The organism is Puribacter membranae (genome assembly GCF_055380425.1).
Window position 1 is genome coordinate 516716 of the sequence record NZ_AP040167.1, and the last position, 19026, is coordinate 535741.

A 19026-nucleotide genomic window follows, 5' to 3' on the forward strand; every position below is an offset into this window, starting at 1 on the left:
GTGAATCCGAACAATCCCCCGCACCAGTAATGGCGGGGGATTTTTTATGGTCTGGGCCAGTATGCGATGCGATTTTGACACTAAGTAAATTGAATTTTGGTACAATCTCGCCGTTTGCGTGCCGTTAATGACGGCGCGATATTTTTCAAAAATTTGCTGGAAGTCATTGATTTTAAATTGATTTGATTTCTAATTTCAGCGGTTTCGACTCAATCTTGCCCAGCAATCTCAATACGACCCAACAATAAGGAGAATTAAATGGCTGGTTACAAACGCGTATTACTCAAACTGTCCGGCGAAGCGCTGATGGGCGACGATGCGTTTGGCATTAATCGCGCGACAATTGAACGCATGGTTGCCGAGATCAAGGAAGTGGTCGAAACTGGTGTAGAAATGGCGGTGGTGATTGGCGGCGGCAATATTTTCCGTGGTATGGCCGGTGGTGCGGCGGGTATGGATCGCGCAACGGCAGACTACATGGGTATGCTGGCCACGATCATGAATGCATTGGCTTTGCAGGATGCGATGAAACACGCGGGCTTGGAAGCGCGTGTGCAATCGGCTTTGCGTATTGATCAAGTGGTCGAGCCATACATCCGTCCGCGTGCGATGCGTCACTTGAGCGAAGGCAAAATCGTGATTTTCGCAGCCGGTACGGGCAACCCATTTTTCACCACCGATACGGCGGCAGCGCTGCGCGGTGTGGAAATCGGCGCGGAAGTGGTGCTGAAAGCGACCAAAGTGGATGGTATTTACACCGCAGACCCGAAAAAAGACCCGAACGCAACCCGTTACAGCGACATCACATTTGACGAAGCGATCAGCAAAAATCTGGGCGTAATGGATGCGACAGCGTTTGCGCTGTGCCGCGACCAAAAAATGCCGATCAAAGTGTTCTCGATTTTCAAAGAGGGCGGTTTGATGCGTGTCATCAAAGGTGAAGACGAAGGCACCTTGGTGCATGTGTAATGCGCTATGAATGAGTTATCAAATAAGGGACAAGTCGATTTGTCCCTTATTTATTTTGATGCGGCTTTTTGTTGAATGCGTGTGGATAAAGTCACATAGGAAATGTATAATTACGCTTTCCAATGAGGTAATTAAAAATGACAAAATATGTGTTTGTAACGGGTGGCGTGGTATCGTCTTTGGGTAAGGGGATTGCCGCGGCATCGTTGGCAACTTTGTTGGAGTCACGCGGACTGAAAGTGACGATGCTCAAACTCGATCCGTACATCAACGTCGATCCGGGTACCATGAGTCCGATTCAGCATGGTGAGGTTTTTGTGACCGAAGACGGTGCGGAAACCGATCTGGATTTGGGTCACTACGAGCGTTTCATCAGCGCGAAAATGCGCAAATCAAACAACTTCACGACCGGTCAGATTTACGAATCTGTTTTGAAAAAAGAGCGTCGTGGCGAGTACTTAGGAAAGACTGTTCAAGTAATTCCTCATATTACCAATGAAATTCAAGCCTTCATCGAACGGGGTGCGGCAGCATCAAACAACGGCCAAACCGACGTGGCGATTGTCGAAATCGGCGGCACAGTGGGTGACATTGAATCACTCCCGTTTTTGGAGGCCGTGCGTCAGATGAGCCTGCGTCTGGGGCGTGGCAATTCGGCGTTTGTGCATTTGACTTTGGTGCCGTGGATTGCCGGTGCGGGCGAATTAAAAACTAAGCCAACCCAGCATTCCGTGCAAAAATTGCGTGAAATCGGCATCATGCCACACGCTTTGCTGTGCCGCGCGGATCGTCCGATTCCGGATGATGAAAAGGCCAAAATCTCCCTGTTTTCCAATATTCCCGTTGAGGCCGTGGTTTCGGTATACGACGTAGATACGATTTATAAAGTACCGCGCCTGCTGTTTGAACAAGGTTTGGATCAAATCATTTGCGACGAACTGCGTCTGGATGTACCAAAAGCCGATGTGGCGATGTGGGACAAATTGGTGTTCGCGTTGGAAAATCCGCAGAATCATGTGCGCATCGGTATGGTCGGCAAATACATGGATTTGACCGAGTCGTACAAATCATTGATTGAGGCGTTGCGCCACGCGAGTATTCACAATCAAACGCAAGTGGATATCGAATACATTGATTCGGAAGAATTCGATGACGCGCATATGGATGAAGTGGCTGCGAAATTGTCTCATTTGGACGCCATTTTGGTACCGGGTGGCTTTGGTAAACGCGGAACCGAGGGTAAAATCGCCGCGATTCGCTATGCGCGTGAGAATAAAGTGCCGTATTTGGGCATTTGCTTGGGCATGCAGTTGGCGGTGATTGAATTTGCACGCCACATGGCGGGATTGGCGCAGGCCAACAGCACCGAGTTTGACCACGATACACCGCAGCCGGTGGTAGCATTGATTACCGAGTGGATGGGCAAAGATGGTCAGTTGCAAAAGCGCGATGTGGATTCCGATTTGGGCGGTACGATGCGCTTGGGCGCGCAATCATGTCCGGTCAAGGCCGATACCAAGGCCGCTGATATTTATGGTGCGACTGTGACCGAGCGTCACCGTCATCGCTACGAAGTCAATACGCAATACACCGATCAATTGGAGCGGGCGGGTATGATTATCTCCGCACGCACACCGACCGAGCATCTGCCGGAAATGATGGAGTTACCTGAGTCTATGCATCCGTGGTTCATCGGCGTTCAGTTTCACCCCGAATTCACTTCGACGCCGCGCGACGGTCACCCGCTGTTCAGCGCATTTGTGAGCGCGGCGTTGGCGCATCAGCGCTAATAAGCTGAGCTTAATATATGTGGGAACTGCTCCAAACCGCGCCAACGGCATTGATCGTGATACTGATTGTTACCACGATTGTGGCTTTGGCTGGGTTTGGACATTTGCTGTGGATGTGGCGTAAAAGCGGGCGTAAAACTGAAGGTAAAAGCCCGCCATCCAAGAATAAGCCAAAATAAATGAAAAGGGAATAATATGAAATTATGCGGTTTTGACATCGGTTTGAATCAACCTCTGTTTTTGATTGCTGGAACCTGCTCGATTGAAGGGCTACAGATGTCGCTGGACGTAGCCGGCCAACTCAAAGCGATGTGCGATGAATTATCAATTCCCTTGATTTACAAGGGCTCTTTTGACAAAGCAAATCGCTCTTCGGGTAATACCAAGCGTGGCTTGGGTATGGATGAAGGGCTGCGGATTTTGGATGAAGTGCGTCGTCAAATTGGCGTGCCGATTTTGACCGATGTGCATGAAATTGAGCAAATCAAGCCGGTGGCTGACGTCGTGGACGTGTTGCAAACACCGGCTTTTTTGTGCCGTCAGACCGACTTTATTCGCGCGGTGGCGCAATCGGGCAAGCCGGTGAATATCAAAAAAGGGCAATTTTTAGCGCCCGCCGACATGAAAAATGTGATTGAAAAAGCCCGCAGCGCGGCAGCAGAAAAAGGTTTGCCAACGCATCATTTCCTCGCGTGCGAGCGTGGCGTGAGCTTTGGGTACAACAATCTGATCTCTGATATGCGCGGTTTGGCGATCATGCGCCACGGCGCTGAGCGAAACGATACGCCGGTGGTGTTTGATGCGACGCATTCGGTGCAATTGCCGGGTGGTCAAGGCTCAACCAGCGGCGGTCAACGTGAATTCGTACCGGTTTTGGCGCGCGCCGCCGTCGCAACCGGAATTTCCGGTATTTTCATGGAAACGCATCCGAACCCAAGCGAAGCGTGGTCGGATGGTCCGAATGCCGTACCGCTCAATCGCATGAAAGAGCTGTTGACTACGTTGAAAGCTTTGGATAGCGCGGTTAAGTCGGGCGGTATGTTTTTGGAAGATAATTTTTAATGGTTTAAATGTAAGCGTGAACGGAGTACAATAGAGTAAACGATTACATAGCATTGATGGGTTTGGGTGGGCATTGAAAAAGTGCCTGATTTTTCGGTTTATTTGAGGAGAAAGCAATGAGTGCAATTATTGATATCGTAGGTCGCGAGATTCTGGATTCGCGTGGTAATCCGACTGTTGAATGTGAGATTTTGTTGGAATCAGGTGCGAGCGCACGCGCTGCGGTACCATCTGGTGCGTCTACCGGCTCACGCGAAGCAATTGAGCTGCGTGATGGTGATAAAAGCCGTTATTTGGGCAAAGGCGTGTTGAAAGCCGTAAACAACATCAATACCGTGATCGCTGATGCTTTGGTCGGTATGGAGTCGTCCGAACAAGCGCTGATTGACCGAACCTTGCTCGAACTCGATGGCACGGACAATAAATCCAATCTGGGCGCGAATGCTTTGCTGGCGGTGTCTATGGCTGTGGCGCGCGCATCTGCGCAAGAGGCCGGTTTGCCGTTGTATCGTTATTTTGGCGGTTCGGGCGCGATGCAAATGCCTGTGCCGATGATGAATATCATTAACGGCGGCGAACACGCGGATAACAACTTGAACTTCCAAGAATTCATGATTTTGCCGGTCGGCTTTGACTCATTCCGCGAAGCTTTGCGCGCCGGTGCGGAAATTTTCCATAGCTTGAAAAAAATTCTGCACGATAAACATATGAACACTGCGGTGGGTGATGAAGGCGGTTTCGCACCAGACTTCAAATCCAACGAAGAATGCTTGGCAACGATTGGCGAAGCGATCAGTGCGGCTGGTTACACCATGGGTGACGACATCTTGATCGGTTTGGACTGCGCGGCATCCGAATTTTACAAAGATGGTAAATATGAGTTGACGGGCGAAGGTTTGAGCTTGACCAGCAAAGAAATGGCGGATTACTTGGCCAATTTGGTGGACAAATTCCCGATCGTTACCATCGAAGACGGTTTGGATGAATCTGACTGGGACGGCTGGAAGTACTTGACCGAAATCCTTGGCAAGAAAATCCAATTGGTCGGCGACGATTTGTTCGTAACCAACACCAAGATTTTGAAAGAAGGCATTGAAAAAGGCATTGGCAACTCAATTCTGATCAAGATCAATCAAATTGGTACTTTGACCGAAACCTTTGCTGCGATCGAGATGGCTAAACGTGCGGGCTATACTGCCGTGATTTCACACCGCTCAGGCGAAACCGAAGATTCAACCATCGCCGATATCGCGGTTGGCTTGAATGCAGGTCAAATCAAAACCGGCTCGTTGTCGCGTTCTGATCGCATTGCCAAATACAATCAATTGCTGCGCATCGAGGAAGCTTTGGGTGAAACCGTGAGCTATCCGGGCAAAAGCACGTTCTACAACATCAAGAAATAATCGAATGTTGTGATACAAGAAAAGGCTGGTGTGAACCAGCCTTTTTGTATGCCTTGCCATGAGTATATTTGAGATTATGAAGCCATAGGCATCAAGAAGCCGATGGTTTGCCCGCGCCTTTTTTCTCACGTACCGCCAATGCACCAGCATTTTCGGGGTAGCGGGCGCGATGTCCGGCGAAGTCCAGTTTCAACTGTTCGATCTCTTCTTCGATGGTGTCTTTGACATAGCGATAGTCGGACACGCCAATGGTTTTGGTTTCGTAATTGAATTTGGCTAAGCCGATCGGTACATTGGCTGCTTTGGCGATGTAGTAATAGCCCAAATGAATGTAGGGTTTGTAAGAGCGTGTACCTTCAATCGCAATAACCAGCCAGCAGTTATCCTCGGCCAGCATGGTCTTTTTCAAATTTTGCGCCACGTCCAAATTACCTTCGCGCTTGATGCCAATCCCACCGAGTTTGCGCATAAACCAGCCGAATACAGGAGGCTTAAACAAAGACTCCTTCGCAACCCAGCGTGGTCGTACTTTATAAGCCGATTTCCAGAGTACGCCCAACGGAAAGTCCCAGTTGGAAGTATGTGGATAGACCACGATGATGCCGTGTGATCCGGGTAAGGGTTCGTAATAGGTTTTCCAACCAATCAGTTTAAAAATAGCGAATGAGAGTTTTGACCACATGAGTTTAATTCCGAAGTGAATGTCGGCCAATTTTAAAGGAAAAGCCGCTTGAATAAAAGCCTAAATCGGTCATGCGTGCTGCTGCGGAAAATAAGGCTTTGCTTAAAAGAGTAAATAATAAAAAATCCACGCATGGTCTGAACTCAATGCGTGGATGTGTATTTTGGCACTCCCAACCGGATTCGAACCGGTGTTACCGCCGTGAAAGGGCGGTGTCCTAGGCCTCTAGACGATGGGAGCCTAATGTACTGCGTATTACTCAATCATAAAATCTGGCACTCCCAACCGGATTCGAACCGGTGTTACCGCCGTGAAAGGGCGGTGTCCTAGGCCTCTAGACGATGGGAGCCTAATGTACTACTAAAAAATCTTGGTGGAGATAAGCGGGATCGAACCGCTGACCTCTTGCATGCCATGCAAGCGCTCTCCCAGCTGAGCTATACCCCCGAATCTCTTTGATTCTGCCCGCAATACTTACTAACTGCGAAGAAGTGCAATTATGCCGTAATTGAAGGATTTGTTCAAGTGGTTTTTGAGAAAAAATGCGTATTCTACGCACATTATTTCGCTATTTCATTTCAAAGACAACGTTGCATTACCGCTGATCCCTTATTGCTCGTGTGTCGAAGATACAGATGAGGCGTTGGGTCGAATGCGACCGATATAACACAGAAAAATAAAGTTCAGTACACCCATCAAGGCGAGTATGGCCAATAAATACCATGCCTGAGATAGGCTGGTGCCGATTTGGTTAAAGCGAATGGAGGCTTCGATGGCGGGTGTGCTCGGCAGCAACCAGCGCGCGTATTGCAATAATTGCGGTAACGCTTCGGTCGGCCAAGTGAATCCGCTCAGGAAAAACATTGGTAATGAACTGAACAGCAAAATCTGCATGCCGCGCTCACGCTGTTTGAACCACATACCGAATACGCAGCCAATCGAGGTGATGACGGGCGCAAAAACGAACGCTAACAGCAATGCGCCTGACCAATTGGCGCCGTGGGTGTAACCTTGCACCGTGAAGATCCAGCCGAAATAGATCAGGCTGTTGAGCCAACCGAAACACGACAGCGCAAACACCCGTCCCGCCCAGGTTCGTGCAGATGTACGCGCTTTGTGCTGTTCTACCCATGTGCCGATGATCAGCGCTGTTCCCATGAGCAAGGTTTGTTGCAAAATCAGCAGGGCGACGGCAGGCACGACGTAGCTGCCGTATCCTTGCGACGGGTTATACAGCGCCTGTGTGAGCAGGGGAACGGGGTTTTGTGCGACTTTCGCTTGATTCTTGCTCATACCGGCGGCCATGTACTGGCGAATCTCAATGCCGGCGGAGACCGTACCGACGACCTCCGACAGGCCGGTGAGCGCTTCTTTGTTCAACAGCAGATAACTACCGTTGCCTTCGATGCTCACGCTGGCCGGTTGACGCATGACCACATCGTGTTTGAGCGAGTCGGGGATGATCATGTAGGCGTCGATTTGACCGCGCCACAAGGCGAATTGCGCCGCCTGCTCATCGCTCAAAACCTGTACGGACAAGCGCGGACTGGCGCTGGCATAGCGGATGATTTGTCGCGACAGAGTACTGTTGTCATGATCGACAATACCGACCGGCACTTGTCGCGCAACGGCGGTGCTGTATGGCCACGGATAGAAAAAACCGTAGAGCAAGGGTGCAATCACGAGCAATAAAATTGCACCTTTGTCGCGCATCACCGCGCGCAGGGTTTGCCAAAAACCCGCGCTGAATGAGCGACGGTCGAGATGATCGTTAAGGTCGTGATCGGTATGCTCAAGCGTATCGCGTGTCATCAGCGCGCCCCCCAGCGTTCGGGTTGCTTAAGTACGCGCAAAGTCAGGGCGCTACTGAGCAACAGCAAAATAACCACCGCGGTTGTGAATCCGAGCAATGAGGGAATCGCCCACCAAAACGGCGCATTCATTTGTAATTGGTTGATTTGCAGTTTGAGGTAATGGGTCAGCGGCACTAGATTGGCCCAGATACGAGCGCCGATGGGCATGGCGAAGGTCGGAAAGCCGACACCGGCAAAGGCAAACGCAGGTGCGGTGATGAATCCGGTCATGGACAAGCCCATACGCAGAGACATACTGAGCGTGGTGACAATCACGCCCATCCACAGTGAGACCAGCATCATCAGCCAAATAGCGACGAAGGTTGCGAGCCATGAAAGCATGCTCGCCTGATGAGAACGAGTGGACAGCGCAATCGTGATTGCCGCCCAAACGGTGAACGAGAGCATGGGCCAGAGTAGTTTTCCGTTGAGCGCAAACACCACGTCCCAAAAGCGTGGCGAGGCGTCGGGATGCGCATATTCGCACGCATGGCGAATCCAGTTGCCCAGATGATGATCGCGAATTTCACGGCCAATGGCGTAGGCGCCCGCGGTCATCGCCAAAATATGCAACAGTGCGGGAATCATGGTGGAGGCCAAGGTCTGCTGGTAATTCGAGGAAAGATTGAATAAAGTCACGGTTGCCGTGCGAATCGGCGTGAATGTGTCCTTCGCTTGTTGCAGATTTTGTCCGCGCTTATTGCGTGCTTGGATTTCGACGCCCGCAGAGAATGTACCAACGACGCGCTGGACGCTATTTTGAATCTGACCGGAATGCGTGCCGAATTGTGCATTCACTTGCAGGGCGATGGGCGCTGCGTGTCCGGTTTTCATTTTTGCAGCAAAATCCTGAGGGATAACCACTACGCCGTAGACATCCACCGCATCCATCGCCTGTTCGGCGCTGCTGGCGTTGTCATAATATTGCACCACCTGTATACCCGGCGTGGCGTTGAGATAGCGCACCAATTGGCGCGATGGCGCGCTGTTATCCTGATCCCACACGCCGATTGGCAAGTGGGTGATTTGTGCATTGGAGAAAATCCACCACATCAGCATGACCGTCGCCAACGGAATCCAGATCAGCATCGTGCGATCCCAGCCATGCTGTCCCAAATAGCGCCATTCCAACGAGGCGCTGCGGCGGAAGATGTGCAGAAGTCGGCGCATGATGAGCGTTAATCAACCGTCACTAATACGCTCATGCCCGGGCGCACGTTGGCAATCGGTTGGGCAGGGCGCGCCTTGATTTCAAAGGTACGCATGTCAAAGCCGCTGTTGTTACGCGTTGCGCGCCATGTGGCAAAGTCGGGCAAAACCGAGCTGGCGTACACTTTGAACTGCGCTTTGATTGGTTTGCCATTTTCGGTTAAGGCGGGCAATTCGCCGGTGAACTCTTGGCCGATGGCAAATCGCTGAACCGCATCTTCGCGCACATTCAACACCACCCATTGATCGCTCAAATCGGTCAGGGTCACGATGGGAACGCCTTGCGGTACGATTTCACCCACTTTGGCAATCACATCGGCGACCTCGCCTTTGATCGGGCTGCGCAGATTTGCTTCGTTTTGGGCGACTTCGACTTCCTTCACCACGGCGGACACTTGTTTGGCTTGCGCTTCGGCGGCGGCTTTATCTTCACTGCGCGCACCGCTGTATGCCATGTCGTATTGTGCTTTTGCTGCTTCGGCTTGCTTTTGCGCTGCGACGTAGTTGGTGTAGGCTTCGTCGCGTTTTTGGCGGGAAATCAGGCCTTCACGCGCCAGATTGTCCACGCGGCGGTAGCTGGTTTGCGCCAGTTCAGCGGCGGCTTGGGCGCGTTGCCAATTCGCACGCGCCATTTCGACTTCTTGCGGACGTGCGCCGTTTTGCGCTTTTTGTGCCACTGCTTCGGCGGCCTGTTGTGCGGCTTGCGCCTGCTCGATTTTGGCGGAGATTTCCGGTGTGTTCATCTCGATGAGCGGTGTGCCCATCTCAATGGTTTGGCCTTCATGTACTAAAATTTTGCCAATGCGTCCCGAGACTTTGGCGGCAATATCGGTCTGCTGCGCGTCCATTTGGCCTTGAATCACCAGCGGCTGTTTGCGTGCGGACAGCCAGACGCCGGTGATAATCACCAATAGAATCAGGGCAACGAGGGCCAGTGCGGAAATTTGCTGTTTCTTATTCATGGTTCATCCTGTGTCTATTCGCTCGGCGGTTATGGTTTGCCTGAGGCAGGCTTGGCTTTGTTGGCCGATCGGGTGGTTTTTGCCGTGGCTTTATGGGTCGCAAGCGGTGCGGCTTGGTTCAATGTATCCGCACGCAGGCGCACATCGGCACGCGCGGCGTAATCGGTGAAAGCATCAGGCGTGCCGCAGCTATCGAGCAATTGCGCCAGCGCCTGCACGTAGTCATTGCCAGCTTTGGCTTGTTCGGTCAGCGCTTGGAAATACTGGGTCTCCGCCGTCATCAGATCGGGTACGGTCGCCAGTCCTTCACGTACGCTGCTGCGTTGCAGACGCACGAGTTCTTTGGCCAAATTAATGTTGGCGTTCAATGCGAGATAGGCGGTGCGAGCGTTTTCCGTTGCGCGCCAGTTTTTCTCGACCAGTAATAAGATGTCTTCACGAACCTGCGCGTCGCTGTAATTTGCCTGCATGACTTGCTGCTCGGCTGACTGCGCCATGCGCTGACGATCCAGCCCGCTCCACAGCGTCCAGCTGGCGCTCACGCCCGCCACCCAAGATGGATTGTGGTTAGACAACTCGTGTGCGCCGTAGACGCTGACCGACGGTAGATAGCGCGCTTTTTCAACGTCCAACAGGCGCTCGGCCTGAGTTTTTTTCGCAGAGACTTTGGCTAAGCCCGGGTGATTTTGCAGCGCCAGATTTTGAAAATGATCCAGCGGTTGCAAAGGATGTGAGAGCACGAAAATCGGTGTGCTGGGTTGCACGGCTTGCTTTGCAACAAACGTTGCAGGGCTATATGGGCCAACTGTGCGTCGTTCGCCGATTTTTCTTGCTGGCGTTTCGCGTCCTCCAGCGATACTTTGGCGCGCAGTCGTTCGGCGCTTGAAATCAGACCTTCTTGCAACATGCGCTCGGCGGCGTGGTCGTGCGCCGAGATGGTGTTGACGGCGGCTTTGCGCAAATCGAGCGCGACTTGCGCCAATTGCGCACCGAAATAGCGCTGCACCAAGGTGACATACAGCTCATGCTCGGCCATCGCCGCGTCGGCTTGTGCTTCGTTTGCACGCGCGGCGAGCAGGCCTTTGGCCGCTTGGATTTTGCCACCGGTGTACACAGGCCAGAACAGCAGGGCGTTTTTGCTGGTGGTTTGGCCTTTGGCCTTGAGCGTCAATTCGTTTGGAATCAGATGAGGCAGCATCGCGCCTAAATTCGGCATCCCCGGAATCACAATCGAGGAGCCGGATTGTGCGGCCAATTGTTTGGCCTCGGTTAGGTCTACGTCATAGCTCAGGCTGTATTTGTTCACGCTGGCCGACAAAATGACATTTGGCCCGCCCAACCATTTGGCCGCGTCGCTTTGCAATTGTTTGCTTTGAACTTCGGCTTTGGCAGCCGCCAGTTTGGGGGAATGCTCGGTCATTTGGCTGACGGCGCTGGCAAAATCCAGAGGGCTGCTGCCCGATGTTTTGAGTGTGCTGCTCAGTCTGTTATCAGATGCTGGATCGATTTCGGTGCCGGTAGTTTGCGCTGCCGGCACTGCTTCGTCCGCCTCGATTGCTGTTTGATTGACTTGCGCGGCGCAGTTCATGCTGTGGCTCAACAAAATGGCACCAAGGCACAGCGACCAAGGAGATCGTAAAGTTGTCTTCAACCGGTTGTGAAAGGCGTATTTGGACATGGGTGCGTTTCGCTGCAAAAATAATAACAAAGTGTCATGATCCAATAAAAAGAACGATCGTGCTCATATTAGGTGTAAAGCACAACCCAACGACATGACCATCGTACTGAAAACGTGCTGAAAAAGCTACATGACGCATCCATCGCGCAAGGCGTGGCACGATTTAATCAGCTAAAAACCACCCAAACTCAGCGTAACTCGGTCAATCCGCCCATATACGGTTGCAACGCCGCCGGAATGCGAATGGAGCCGTCAGCCTGTTGATGGTTTTCGAGCAGGGCGACCAAGGTACGACCGACCGCCAAGCCAGAGCCATTTAAGGTATGCACCAATTCAGGTTTGCCCGATTCGTTACGCGAATTTTTAAAGCGCGCCTGCATGCGTTGCGCTTGGAAGGCTTCGCAGTTGGACACGCTGGAAATCTCGCGGTAGGTGTTTTGTGACGGAACCCACACTTCCAGATCATAGGTTTTCGCTGCGCCAAAGCCGATGTCGCCGGTGCACAGTGCGACGACGCGATAGGGCAGCTCCAGCATTTGCAAGATTTTTTCCGCGTGGCCGCGCATTTCTTCCAGTGTCTCGTAGGATTTTTCGGGGTGAACGATCTGCACCATTTCCACTTTTTCAAACTGATGCTGGCGAATCATACCGCGCGTGTCGCGACCGGCAGAACCGGCTTCGGAACGGAAACACGGCGTTTGCGCGGTCAATTTGAGCGGTAATTGATCCGCATCCAAAATCACGTCGCGCACGGTGTTGGTCAGGGTGATTTCCGAGGTCGAGATCAGGTACAGCTCGCGCGCGTCCTCATCTCCGCCTTTGGATACCCAGAACATATCCTCTTTGAATTTCGGCAGTTGTCCCGTGCCGTACAAGCTGTCGGCGTTGGCCATATACGGCGTGTAGCATTCGGTGTAGCCGTGCTGCGTTGTGTGGGTGTCCAACATCAACTGCGCCAATGCGCGGTGCAGACGCGCCAAACCGCCGCGCATGAAACTGAAACGCGAGCCAGCCAATTTACTGGCCATATCAAAGTCCAGCAGGCCGAGGTTTTCGCCCAGTGCAACGTGGTCTTTCACCTCAAAATCAAATTTCGGCGTGTCGCCCCAGCGCGCGACCTCTTGATTATCCGTCTCATCCGTACCGACAGGCACGGATTCGTGCGGCAGATTCGGCAGATTCAGCAACAGAGTGCGCATTTGTGTTTGGATGCCGTCCAATTGCTCGGCAGAGGCTTTCAGTTCATCGCCAATCCCCGCCACTTGCGCCATGACGTCCGATGCATCGAGCTTTTGCGCTTTGCGCACGCCGATTTCTTTGGACAATTTATTGCGCTGCGATTGCAACTCCTCGGTTTTCACCTGAATCGCTTTACGCTGCGCTTCGAGAGCGTTAAACGTCTCCGTGTCCAACTCAAAACCGCGCGTTTTTAAACGGCGAGCCACGGTGTCAATATCTTTACGCAATAATTGTATGTCTAACATGATGTATCCGAATCGAAAGGTAAGTCCTAAAAGACCTCTGGGCGCGTCAGCCGACGCGAACAGGGCGGGGTGAAAGCATGATTTTAGCAGATACGCGGGGGAAATGTGCTACAATGCGCGCCAATACCACATGAGCCGCATGATCATAGCGCATGATTTTAGAACACGATTTGCCACCGATGGCAACCCCACTGAATAAGGAGCATCATGAGCATCAAATCCGATAAATGGATACGCCGTATGGCAGAGCAGCACGGCATGATCGAGCCATTCGAGCCGAATCAAGTGCGCTACATCAATGACCAACGCATCGTCAGCTACGGCACTTCCAGCTATGGCTACGACATCCGTTGCGCCAACGAATTCAAAATTTTCACCAATGTGAACAGCAGCATCATCGACCCGAAAAACTTTGACCCGAATTGCTTTGTTGAGCATGTGGGCGACACCTGCATCATTCCGCCGAATTCCTTCGTTTTGGCGCGCACAGTCGAATATTTTCGCATTCCGCGCAGCGTATTGACGGTTTGCTTGGGCAAATCCACCTATGCGCGCTGCGGTATCATTGTCAACGTCACGCCGTTTGAACCCGAATGGGAAGGCTTTGTAACGCTGGAGTTCTCGAACACAACACCGCTGCCCGCCAAAATCTACGCCAACGAAGGCTGCGCGCAGGTGTTGTTCTTTGAATCCGACGAAGAATGCGAAACCTCCTACAAAGATCGCGGCGGCAAATATCAAGGGCAAACCGGCGTGGTTGTGCCACGCATGTAAATTTTCTTAGAGGCTCACTATGTCCGGCTGTGGCTGCGAAATGACCGCGCGCAATGCGGCGGAGCGAAAAACGCTGTGGATCGTATTGTGGATCAACGCGGTGATGTTTGCGTTCGAGTTGAGCCTCGGTTTGTGGGCGCAATCCACTGGTTTGGTCGCTGATTCACTGGATATGCTGGCGGATGCGTCGGTGTATGGCATCGGTTTGTACGCCGTAGGCAAAAGCGCGGGCTTGAAAATCAAGGCGGCGCGCAGCAGCGGTATGGTGCAAATCGTACTTGCGCTGTGGGTGCTGTTCGAAGTGCTGCGCAAGGCGTGGTTTGGCAGTGAGCCGATGAGTTCTCTGATGATGGTGGTCGGATTGGTCGCGTTGGCGGCGAATGGACTGTGTTTGAGTTTGATTGCCAAGCATCAAGACGACGGCGTGCATATGCGCGCGTCCTATATTTTCTCGAAAAACGATGTGATCGCCAATTTGGGCGTGGTGCTTGCAGGTGCGTTGGTTTGGCTGACGGGCAGTCGTTATCCCGACTTATTGATTGGTTTTATCATTGCGTGGGTGGTATTGCGCGGTGGGCTAAGGATTCTGCGCGAGGCGGCGCAAGAGCAGCGCATTGCTTTGGCGGATCCTTTGATGCAAGAGATGCCAACCGATATGGCATCAAGCGATCGTTGCGCTGCGAGCACTCCAGCCGACACCACATCGGACTGTGGTTCAGCACAGAAGTGCTGCGCGTCAAGCTGTTCCGAGGCGAAATCATCGCCATCGGAGTGAGGTTTATCCTCCTTTTTCTCCCCATCCATTATCCGATCTCTGCATGAATTCTGACGAATTCGGGCGTAGCATGAATGCGTCACATGCACGTGGCGCAGATGATGCGTGGGCATTGAAATAATAGGGAGCAACGAATGAGTACCAAAGGGTTGGCAGTCGGCTCGGATTATCATCCGCGCGAGGAGTTTTTGAACGCGCTGTTGCATGGCTTGGGCGTGGTCTTCGGCATTGTGGCGCTGGTGCTGATGCTGGTCAAAGCGGTTGGTTCGAGTGTGTCGTTCAGCGGATTTCAAATCACCGGTTTGGCTTTGTATGGCGCGAGTTTGATCGTGATGTTTTTGAGTTCAACCCTGTATCACAGCCTATCGAATACGCGGGCGAAATCGGTACTCAAACGGCTGGATCACTGCGCCATTTTTGCGTTGATCGCCGGAACGTACACGCCAATTTTGCTGATCGGATTGGCCACCAGCAAGGCGCTGGTGCTGTTTTGGGTGCTGTGGGGCATCGCTTTGACCGGGATTGTGTTCAAGGTGTTTTTTGTCCACCGATTCGATCGAGCCTCTTTGCTTGCCTATCTGGGGATGGGCTGGCTGTCGGTGCTGATTATCAAGGATATGCTGCATGCGCTGGATCCGGCGGCGTTGGTACTGATCGTTTTGGGCGGCGTGCTGTACACGGTGGGAACGATCTTTTATGCCGCAAAAAATCGCCGCTACACCCATGCGATTTGGCATCTGTTTGTGCTCGGCGCGGCGGTGTGTCATGCGCTGGCGATTGGGTTGTATGTGGTGAAATAATCCATAACTCAAGGGTGTTTTGTTATGTCTCATTCTTTGTATCAATTGCTTAATCGTTTAGAGCAGGCGCGCATTCATTTTACTTTGGGACGTTATCGTGATGATACGATCTTGGTGACGCTCACGTTGGTGGGTGAGCGCGTGGAAATTGATGTATTTGAGGACGGGCACATGGAGGTATCTCGTTTCAAAGGCTCTGAGGATATTGTGGGTGATTGGGCGCTGGTTCAGCAGATCATCGGGACACATACAGATTGATTGTGTTGAGTGCGAGCCAAATTGCCGTTCAGGAGGTATCTATTTGTTGGGCGGTTTTTTAGTATTTGACAAGACGACTGGTCTATTTTAGAATGTGGACATGAAAACAGTACAGAACGACACCCGTGAACATATTTTGACCGTTGGCCATCGCTTGATTGCCCAGAAGGGCTTTGTCGGCGTGGGCTTGGCTGAGATTTTGCAGCAGGCGGGTGTGCCCAAGGGTTCGTTTTACCATTATTTTTCGTCGAAAGAGCAATTTGGCCATGCGGTGATTGAGCGCTATTTCGATGATTATGTATCGCGCTTGAGCGAATTGCTCGGCACCAGCGGGCGTTCGGCGCGCGAGCGTTTGATGGCGTATTGGCAGTATTTGGCCGATACGCAAAAAATGGACGGCTCGGGCGAGCAAAAATGTCTGGTGGTCAAACTGAGCGCAGAGGTCGCGGATTTGTCCGAATCCATGCGCACAGCTTTGCTCGATGGTTATCGCCGCGTGATTGCTTTGATCGCGCAGTGTATGCGCGAGGGGATGACGGACGGTTCTTTGCCGGCGCGCTTATTCCCTGAATTGGATGCGCAGAATTTGTATCACCTCTGGCTGGGCGCCAGTCTGGCCAATAAGTTGACGAAGGACGGTGTGCCGCTGTCCGCAGCCATGCGCCACACCGAGCAGATTTTGGCGATGTGAGTTATGATGTTGCCAATTGGGTAAGCGGCAAGTGAACAAGCGCAAGCGGATGTAGTGCGCACTGAGTTTTGAGTGGTTTTTGAGTGGTTCAAGAAGTGGCAAGTGTTTGAACGTGAGTGCAGTTAATCACCCTGCAGTTATCGCGTTAGGCGCTTGTCTTTTTTAGCAGTTATTTATAGACGACTGGTCTAATTTGAAAGGAAATATATGGCTCATGAGGTTTTGTTTGAATCCCTGACTTTGGGGAAAAGCGAGTTGAATAATCGCATTGTGATGGCGCCATTGACGCGCTTGCGCTCGACTGAGCCGGGCGATATTCCGTCGCCATTGGCAAAAACCTATTATGCGCAGCGGGCATCGGCTGGTTTGATCGTGACCGAGGCGACGCAGGTGTCGGCGCAGGCCAAAGGCTACGCCGGTGCGCCGGGCTTGCACACGGCCGAGCAAGTTGCTGCGTGGCAGGAGATCACGCAGGCGGTGCATGCTCAGGGCGGCAAAATTGCGGTGCAATTGTGGCACACCGGTTTGGTGTCGCACGCGAGCCTGCAACCAGATGGTCAAGCGCCGATTTCTGCTTCGGTCGTGGCTTTGGGTGGAAAAACTTCTTTACGCGATGAAAACGGTTTGCCGATGCGTGCGGAAACGACACCGACGCGCGCCGCGAGCTTGGATGAAATCAAACAGGTGGTGGCGGATTTTGCGGCGACAACGGTGCGTGCGCGCGAAGCCGGTTTTGATTTTATTGAAATTCATGGTGCGCACGGCTATTTGCTCAGTCAGTTTTGGGCTGAGCACACCAATCAGCGTACTGATGAGTACGGTGGTAGCCGCGAGAATCGCGCACGCTTGATGCTCGAGGTGGTGGATGCGTGTATCGCTGCTTGGGACAAAGACCACGTGGGCATTCGCATATCGCCGTTGGGCTCGTTTAACAGCGTGCACATGGGCAACAACGAGGACGACCAGCTGTATTTGATTGGTGAGTTGAATCAGCGCGGCTTGGCGTTTTTGCACATTTCCGAACCGGATTGGGCGGGCGGCGAACCGCTTTCCACTCAATTTCGCCAAAATATCCGAGTAAACTACTCAGGTAAAATCATTGGTGCGGGTGCATACGATGCGAAGAAGGCCGAAGATTTGATCGGTGCGGGCTTGATTGACGCCGTTGCATTTGGTCGAGCGTTTATTGCCAATCCCGATTTGGTGGAGCGCATTGCGCAGGATGCGCCGCTCAATCAGATGGATCAGGCGACCAGTTATGGCGGCGGGGCGAAAGGCTATACCGATTATCCGACATTGGCTCAGTCAAGCGCCACATAATAGGAAATGGATATGATTAAACTGCATTATTTGAACCGTTCACGCGCCAAGCGAATTTTATGGTTGCTGGAGGAAATCGGTCAGCCATATGAAACGGTGGTGTATCAGCGCGATGCCAAAACTTCCTTGGCACCGGCGGAGCTCAAACAGGTACATCCTTTGGGCAAGTCGCCACTGATTGAATTGGATGGTTTCGTATTGGCCGAATCCGGCGCGATTACCGAATATCTGATTGATCGTTTTGCTGCGGATCGCTTGGCGCCCGCGCGTGGAACGGCGGATTATGCGGCGTATTTGCAATGGATACATTTTGCGGAAAGCTCGGCTATGTTGCCGCTTTTGCTGCGCATGTTCATATTGCGTGATGGTTGCCAGACGAATCATCTGCTGGACTATGCGCAAGGCGAGTGCGCTCAGGTGCTGACGTATCTCGATCAGTCTTTGGCGGACAAGCGCTATTTGGTCGGTGACCGCTTAACCGGCGCAGACATCATGATGTCGTTTATCATTGATGTATTGGTCATGTCGGATAGTTTGCACCACTATCCGAACTTGGCTCAGTATGCGCAACAATTGCAAACGCATGAGTCGTGGCTGAAGGCAAATGCGTTTGAAAAACAATTATCGTAAGCTTGCTCAACGATAATTCCATGTATAGCAACAACAGAAAAGGAGTTTGATATGGAAGCAATTTATACAGCAAAAGCAGTGGTGAGCGGTGGCCGTGATGGCGTCGCGCGTACCGAAGACGGTCAATTGGAATTGAAATTGGCGCGTCCGCAGGCTATGGGGGGAGCGGGAGGCGGTACCAATCCCGAGGAACTATTCGCAGCGGGCTATGCCGCGTGCTTTATCGGCGCGTTGAAAGTGGTTGCAGCGCAAGCCAAACAAAAATTGCCGGAGAGCTTGCGCATCGAGAGCGAAGTTGGTCTGGGCAAAGTCGGCGCGGGTTATGGTATCAATGCCGCTTTGGACGTGTATTTGGAAGGGATGGAGCAATCCTTGGCGCAGCAGTTGGTGGATCAGGCGCATCAAGTGTGCCCGTATTCCAATGCGACGCGCGGCAATATTGATGTGCGCATCACCGCGCATGTGTGATGCTGCCATCATGCCGTGAACCCCAGCTTGGGTTTCAATGAGCCTATGGCATGAATGGGAGCGGCAGGTGTTTCTCTCATTCTCTGGCAACCGCTTCGGATGATTCGAAGCGGTTTTTTATCATGGGTCAGGAGCACGTCATCTGTCGTCAGCGCGCCTCAAACTCTCGTTCGATGCGCTTTGAGCGCGCTAAATACTTGCGTTTGCGCGGGTTTTTC

General features: G+C 52.3%; 20 protein-coding genes and 3 tRNA genes. 13 read left to right on the forward strand and 10 right to left on the reverse strand.

Annotated elements, in window-relative coordinates; translation table 11 throughout:
* Positions 1 to 258 precede the first annotated feature (258 nt).
* The 5 genes from pyrH to eno all read left to right on the forward strand — a co-directional run bounded on the left by pyrH (position 259) and on the right by eno (position 5224).
* Positions 259 to 969: a UMP kinase gene (gene pyrH / locus ACZ41M_RS02400; RefSeq protein ID WP_464730447.1), complete on the forward strand. Its 711-nt coding sequence runs from the start codon at positions 259 to 261 to the stop codon at positions 967 to 969.
* A 137-nt stretch (positions 970 to 1106) separates the two neighbouring features.
* On the forward strand, positions 1107 to 2759 hold the full coding sequence (locus ACZ41M_RS02405; RefSeq protein WP_464730446.1) for a CTP synthase: 1653 nt from the start codon (positions 1107 to 1109) through the stop codon (positions 2757 to 2759).
* Between the two features lie 17 nt (positions 2760 to 2776).
* Positions 2777 to 2938 (forward strand): hypothetical protein, encoded by a 162-nt coding sequence (locus ACZ41M_RS02410; protein ID WP_464730445.1) that lies wholly within the window; start codon positions 2777 to 2779, stop codon positions 2936 to 2938.
* A 16-nt stretch (positions 2939 to 2954) separates the two neighbouring features.
* Positions 2955 to 3821, forward strand: a complete 867-nt coding sequence (kdsA, locus tag ACZ41M_RS02415; RefSeq protein ID WP_464730444.1) for a 3-deoxy-8-phosphooctulonate synthase — start codon at positions 2955 to 2957, stop codon at positions 3819 to 3821.
* Between the two features lie 116 nt (positions 3822 to 3937).
* Positions 3938 to 5224: a phosphopyruvate hydratase gene (eno, locus tag ACZ41M_RS02420; protein ID WP_464730443.1), complete on the forward strand. Its 1287-nt coding sequence runs from the start codon at positions 3938 to 3940 to the stop codon at positions 5222 to 5224.
* 91 nt (positions 5225 to 5315) lie between these two features.
* Here eno and ACZ41M_RS02425 read toward each other — a convergent pair whose 3' ends face one another.
* The 10 genes from ACZ41M_RS02425 to serS all read right to left on the reverse strand — a co-directional run bounded on the left by ACZ41M_RS02425 (position 5316) and on the right by serS (position 13092).
* The gene (locus ACZ41M_RS02425; RefSeq protein WP_464730442.1) at positions 5316 to 5906 is read right to left on the reverse strand and encodes a 1-acyl-sn-glycerol-3-phosphate acyltransferase; all 591 of its coding nucleotides are present in this window, start codon (positions 5904 to 5906) and stop codon (positions 5316 to 5318) included.
* 164 nt (positions 5907 to 6070) lie between these two features.
* A tRNA-Glu gene (locus ACZ41M_RS02430) sits at positions 6071 to 6146 on the reverse strand.
* A 33-nt stretch (positions 6147 to 6179) separates the two neighbouring features.
* Positions 6180 to 6255 (reverse strand) — tRNA-Glu (locus tag ACZ41M_RS02435).
* Positions 6256 to 6277: 22 nt separating this feature from the next.
* Positions 6278 to 6353 (reverse strand) — tRNA-Ala (locus tag ACZ41M_RS02440).
* 162 nt (positions 6354 to 6515) lie between these two features.
* Complete coding sequence (locus ACZ41M_RS02445) at positions 6516 to 7718, reverse strand: ABC transporter permease (RefSeq protein WP_464730441.1); 1203 nt, start codon at positions 7716 to 7718, stop codon at positions 6516 to 6518.
* On the reverse strand, positions 7718 to 8929 hold the full coding sequence (locus tag ACZ41M_RS02450) for an ABC transporter permease (protein ID WP_464730440.1): 1212 nt from the start codon (positions 8927 to 8929) through the stop codon (positions 7718 to 7720). Before ACZ41M_RS02450 ends, ACZ41M_RS02445 begins: the two co-directional genes overlap by 1 nt.
* 8 nt (positions 8930 to 8937) lie before the next feature.
* Positions 8938 to 9930: an HlyD family secretion protein gene (locus ACZ41M_RS02455; RefSeq protein WP_464730439.1), complete on the reverse strand. Its 993-nt coding sequence runs from the start codon at positions 9928 to 9930 to the stop codon at positions 8938 to 8940.
* A gap of 29 nt (positions 9931 to 9959) precedes the next feature.
* Complete coding sequence (locus ACZ41M_RS02460) at positions 9960 to 10670, reverse strand: TolC family protein (protein ID WP_464730438.1); 711 nt, start codon at positions 10668 to 10670, stop codon at positions 9960 to 9962.
* Positions 10601 to 11518 carry a TolC family protein gene (locus tag ACZ41M_RS02465; protein ID WP_464730437.1) on the reverse strand — a complete coding sequence of 306 codons (918 nt, stop codon included), beginning with the start codon at positions 11516 to 11518 and terminating at the stop codon, positions 10601 to 10603. Before ACZ41M_RS02465 ends, ACZ41M_RS02460 begins: the two co-directional genes overlap by 70 nt.
* Positions 11519 to 11796: 278 nt before the next feature.
* Complete coding sequence (gene serS / locus ACZ41M_RS02470) at positions 11797 to 13092, reverse strand: serine--tRNA ligase (RefSeq protein ID WP_464730436.1); 1296 nt, start codon at positions 13090 to 13092, stop codon at positions 11797 to 11799.
* A gap of 207 nt (positions 13093 to 13299) precedes the next feature.
* On the opposite strand from serS, the gene dcd reads away from it, so the two are divergent.
* The 8 genes from dcd (at position 13300) to ACZ41M_RS02510 (ending at position 18808) form a co-directional block, all read left to right on the forward strand.
* The gene (gene dcd, locus ACZ41M_RS02475; RefSeq protein WP_464730435.1) at positions 13300 to 13866 is read left to right on the forward strand and encodes a dCTP deaminase; all 567 of its coding nucleotides are present in this window, start codon (positions 13300 to 13302) and stop codon (positions 13864 to 13866) included.
* A 19-nt stretch (positions 13867 to 13885) separates the two neighbouring features.
* Positions 13886 to 14641, forward strand: a complete 756-nt coding sequence (locus tag ACZ41M_RS02480) for a cation efflux transmembrane domain-containing protein (RefSeq protein ID WP_464730434.1) — start codon at positions 13886 to 13888, stop codon at positions 14639 to 14641.
* A 134-nt stretch (positions 14642 to 14775) separates the two neighbouring features.
* Complete coding sequence (gene trhA, locus ACZ41M_RS02485) at positions 14776 to 15441, forward strand: PAQR family membrane homeostasis protein TrhA (RefSeq protein WP_464730433.1); 666 nt, start codon at positions 14776 to 14778, stop codon at positions 15439 to 15441.
* Between the two features lie 24 nt (positions 15442 to 15465).
* Positions 15466 to 15699 carry a hypothetical protein gene (locus ACZ41M_RS02490; protein WP_464730432.1) on the forward strand — a complete coding sequence of 78 codons (234 nt, stop codon included), beginning with the start codon at positions 15466 to 15468 and terminating at the stop codon, positions 15697 to 15699.
* A 100-nt stretch (positions 15700 to 15799) separates the two neighbouring features.
* A complete protein-coding gene (locus ACZ41M_RS02495; RefSeq protein ID WP_464730431.1) occupies positions 15800 to 16390 on the forward strand; it encodes a TetR/AcrR family transcriptional regulator in 591 nt (196 codons plus the stop codon).
* A gap of 207 nt (positions 16391 to 16597) precedes the next feature.
* Positions 16598 to 17710, forward strand: a complete 1113-nt coding sequence (gene nemA / locus ACZ41M_RS02500; protein WP_464730430.1) for an N-ethylmaleimide reductase — start codon at positions 16598 to 16600, stop codon at positions 17708 to 17710.
* Positions 17711 to 17722: 12 nt separating this feature from the next.
* Positions 17723 to 18340, forward strand: coding sequence for a glutathione S-transferase family protein (locus ACZ41M_RS02505; protein WP_464730429.1), 618 nt, complete (start codon positions 17723 to 17725; stop codon positions 18338 to 18340).
* Between the two features lie 51 nt (positions 18341 to 18391).
* Entirely contained in the window at positions 18392 to 18808 is a 417-nt protein-coding gene (locus tag ACZ41M_RS02510; RefSeq protein ID WP_464730428.1) for an organic hydroperoxide resistance protein, read from the forward strand.
* Positions 18809 to 19026 lie beyond the last annotated feature (218 nt).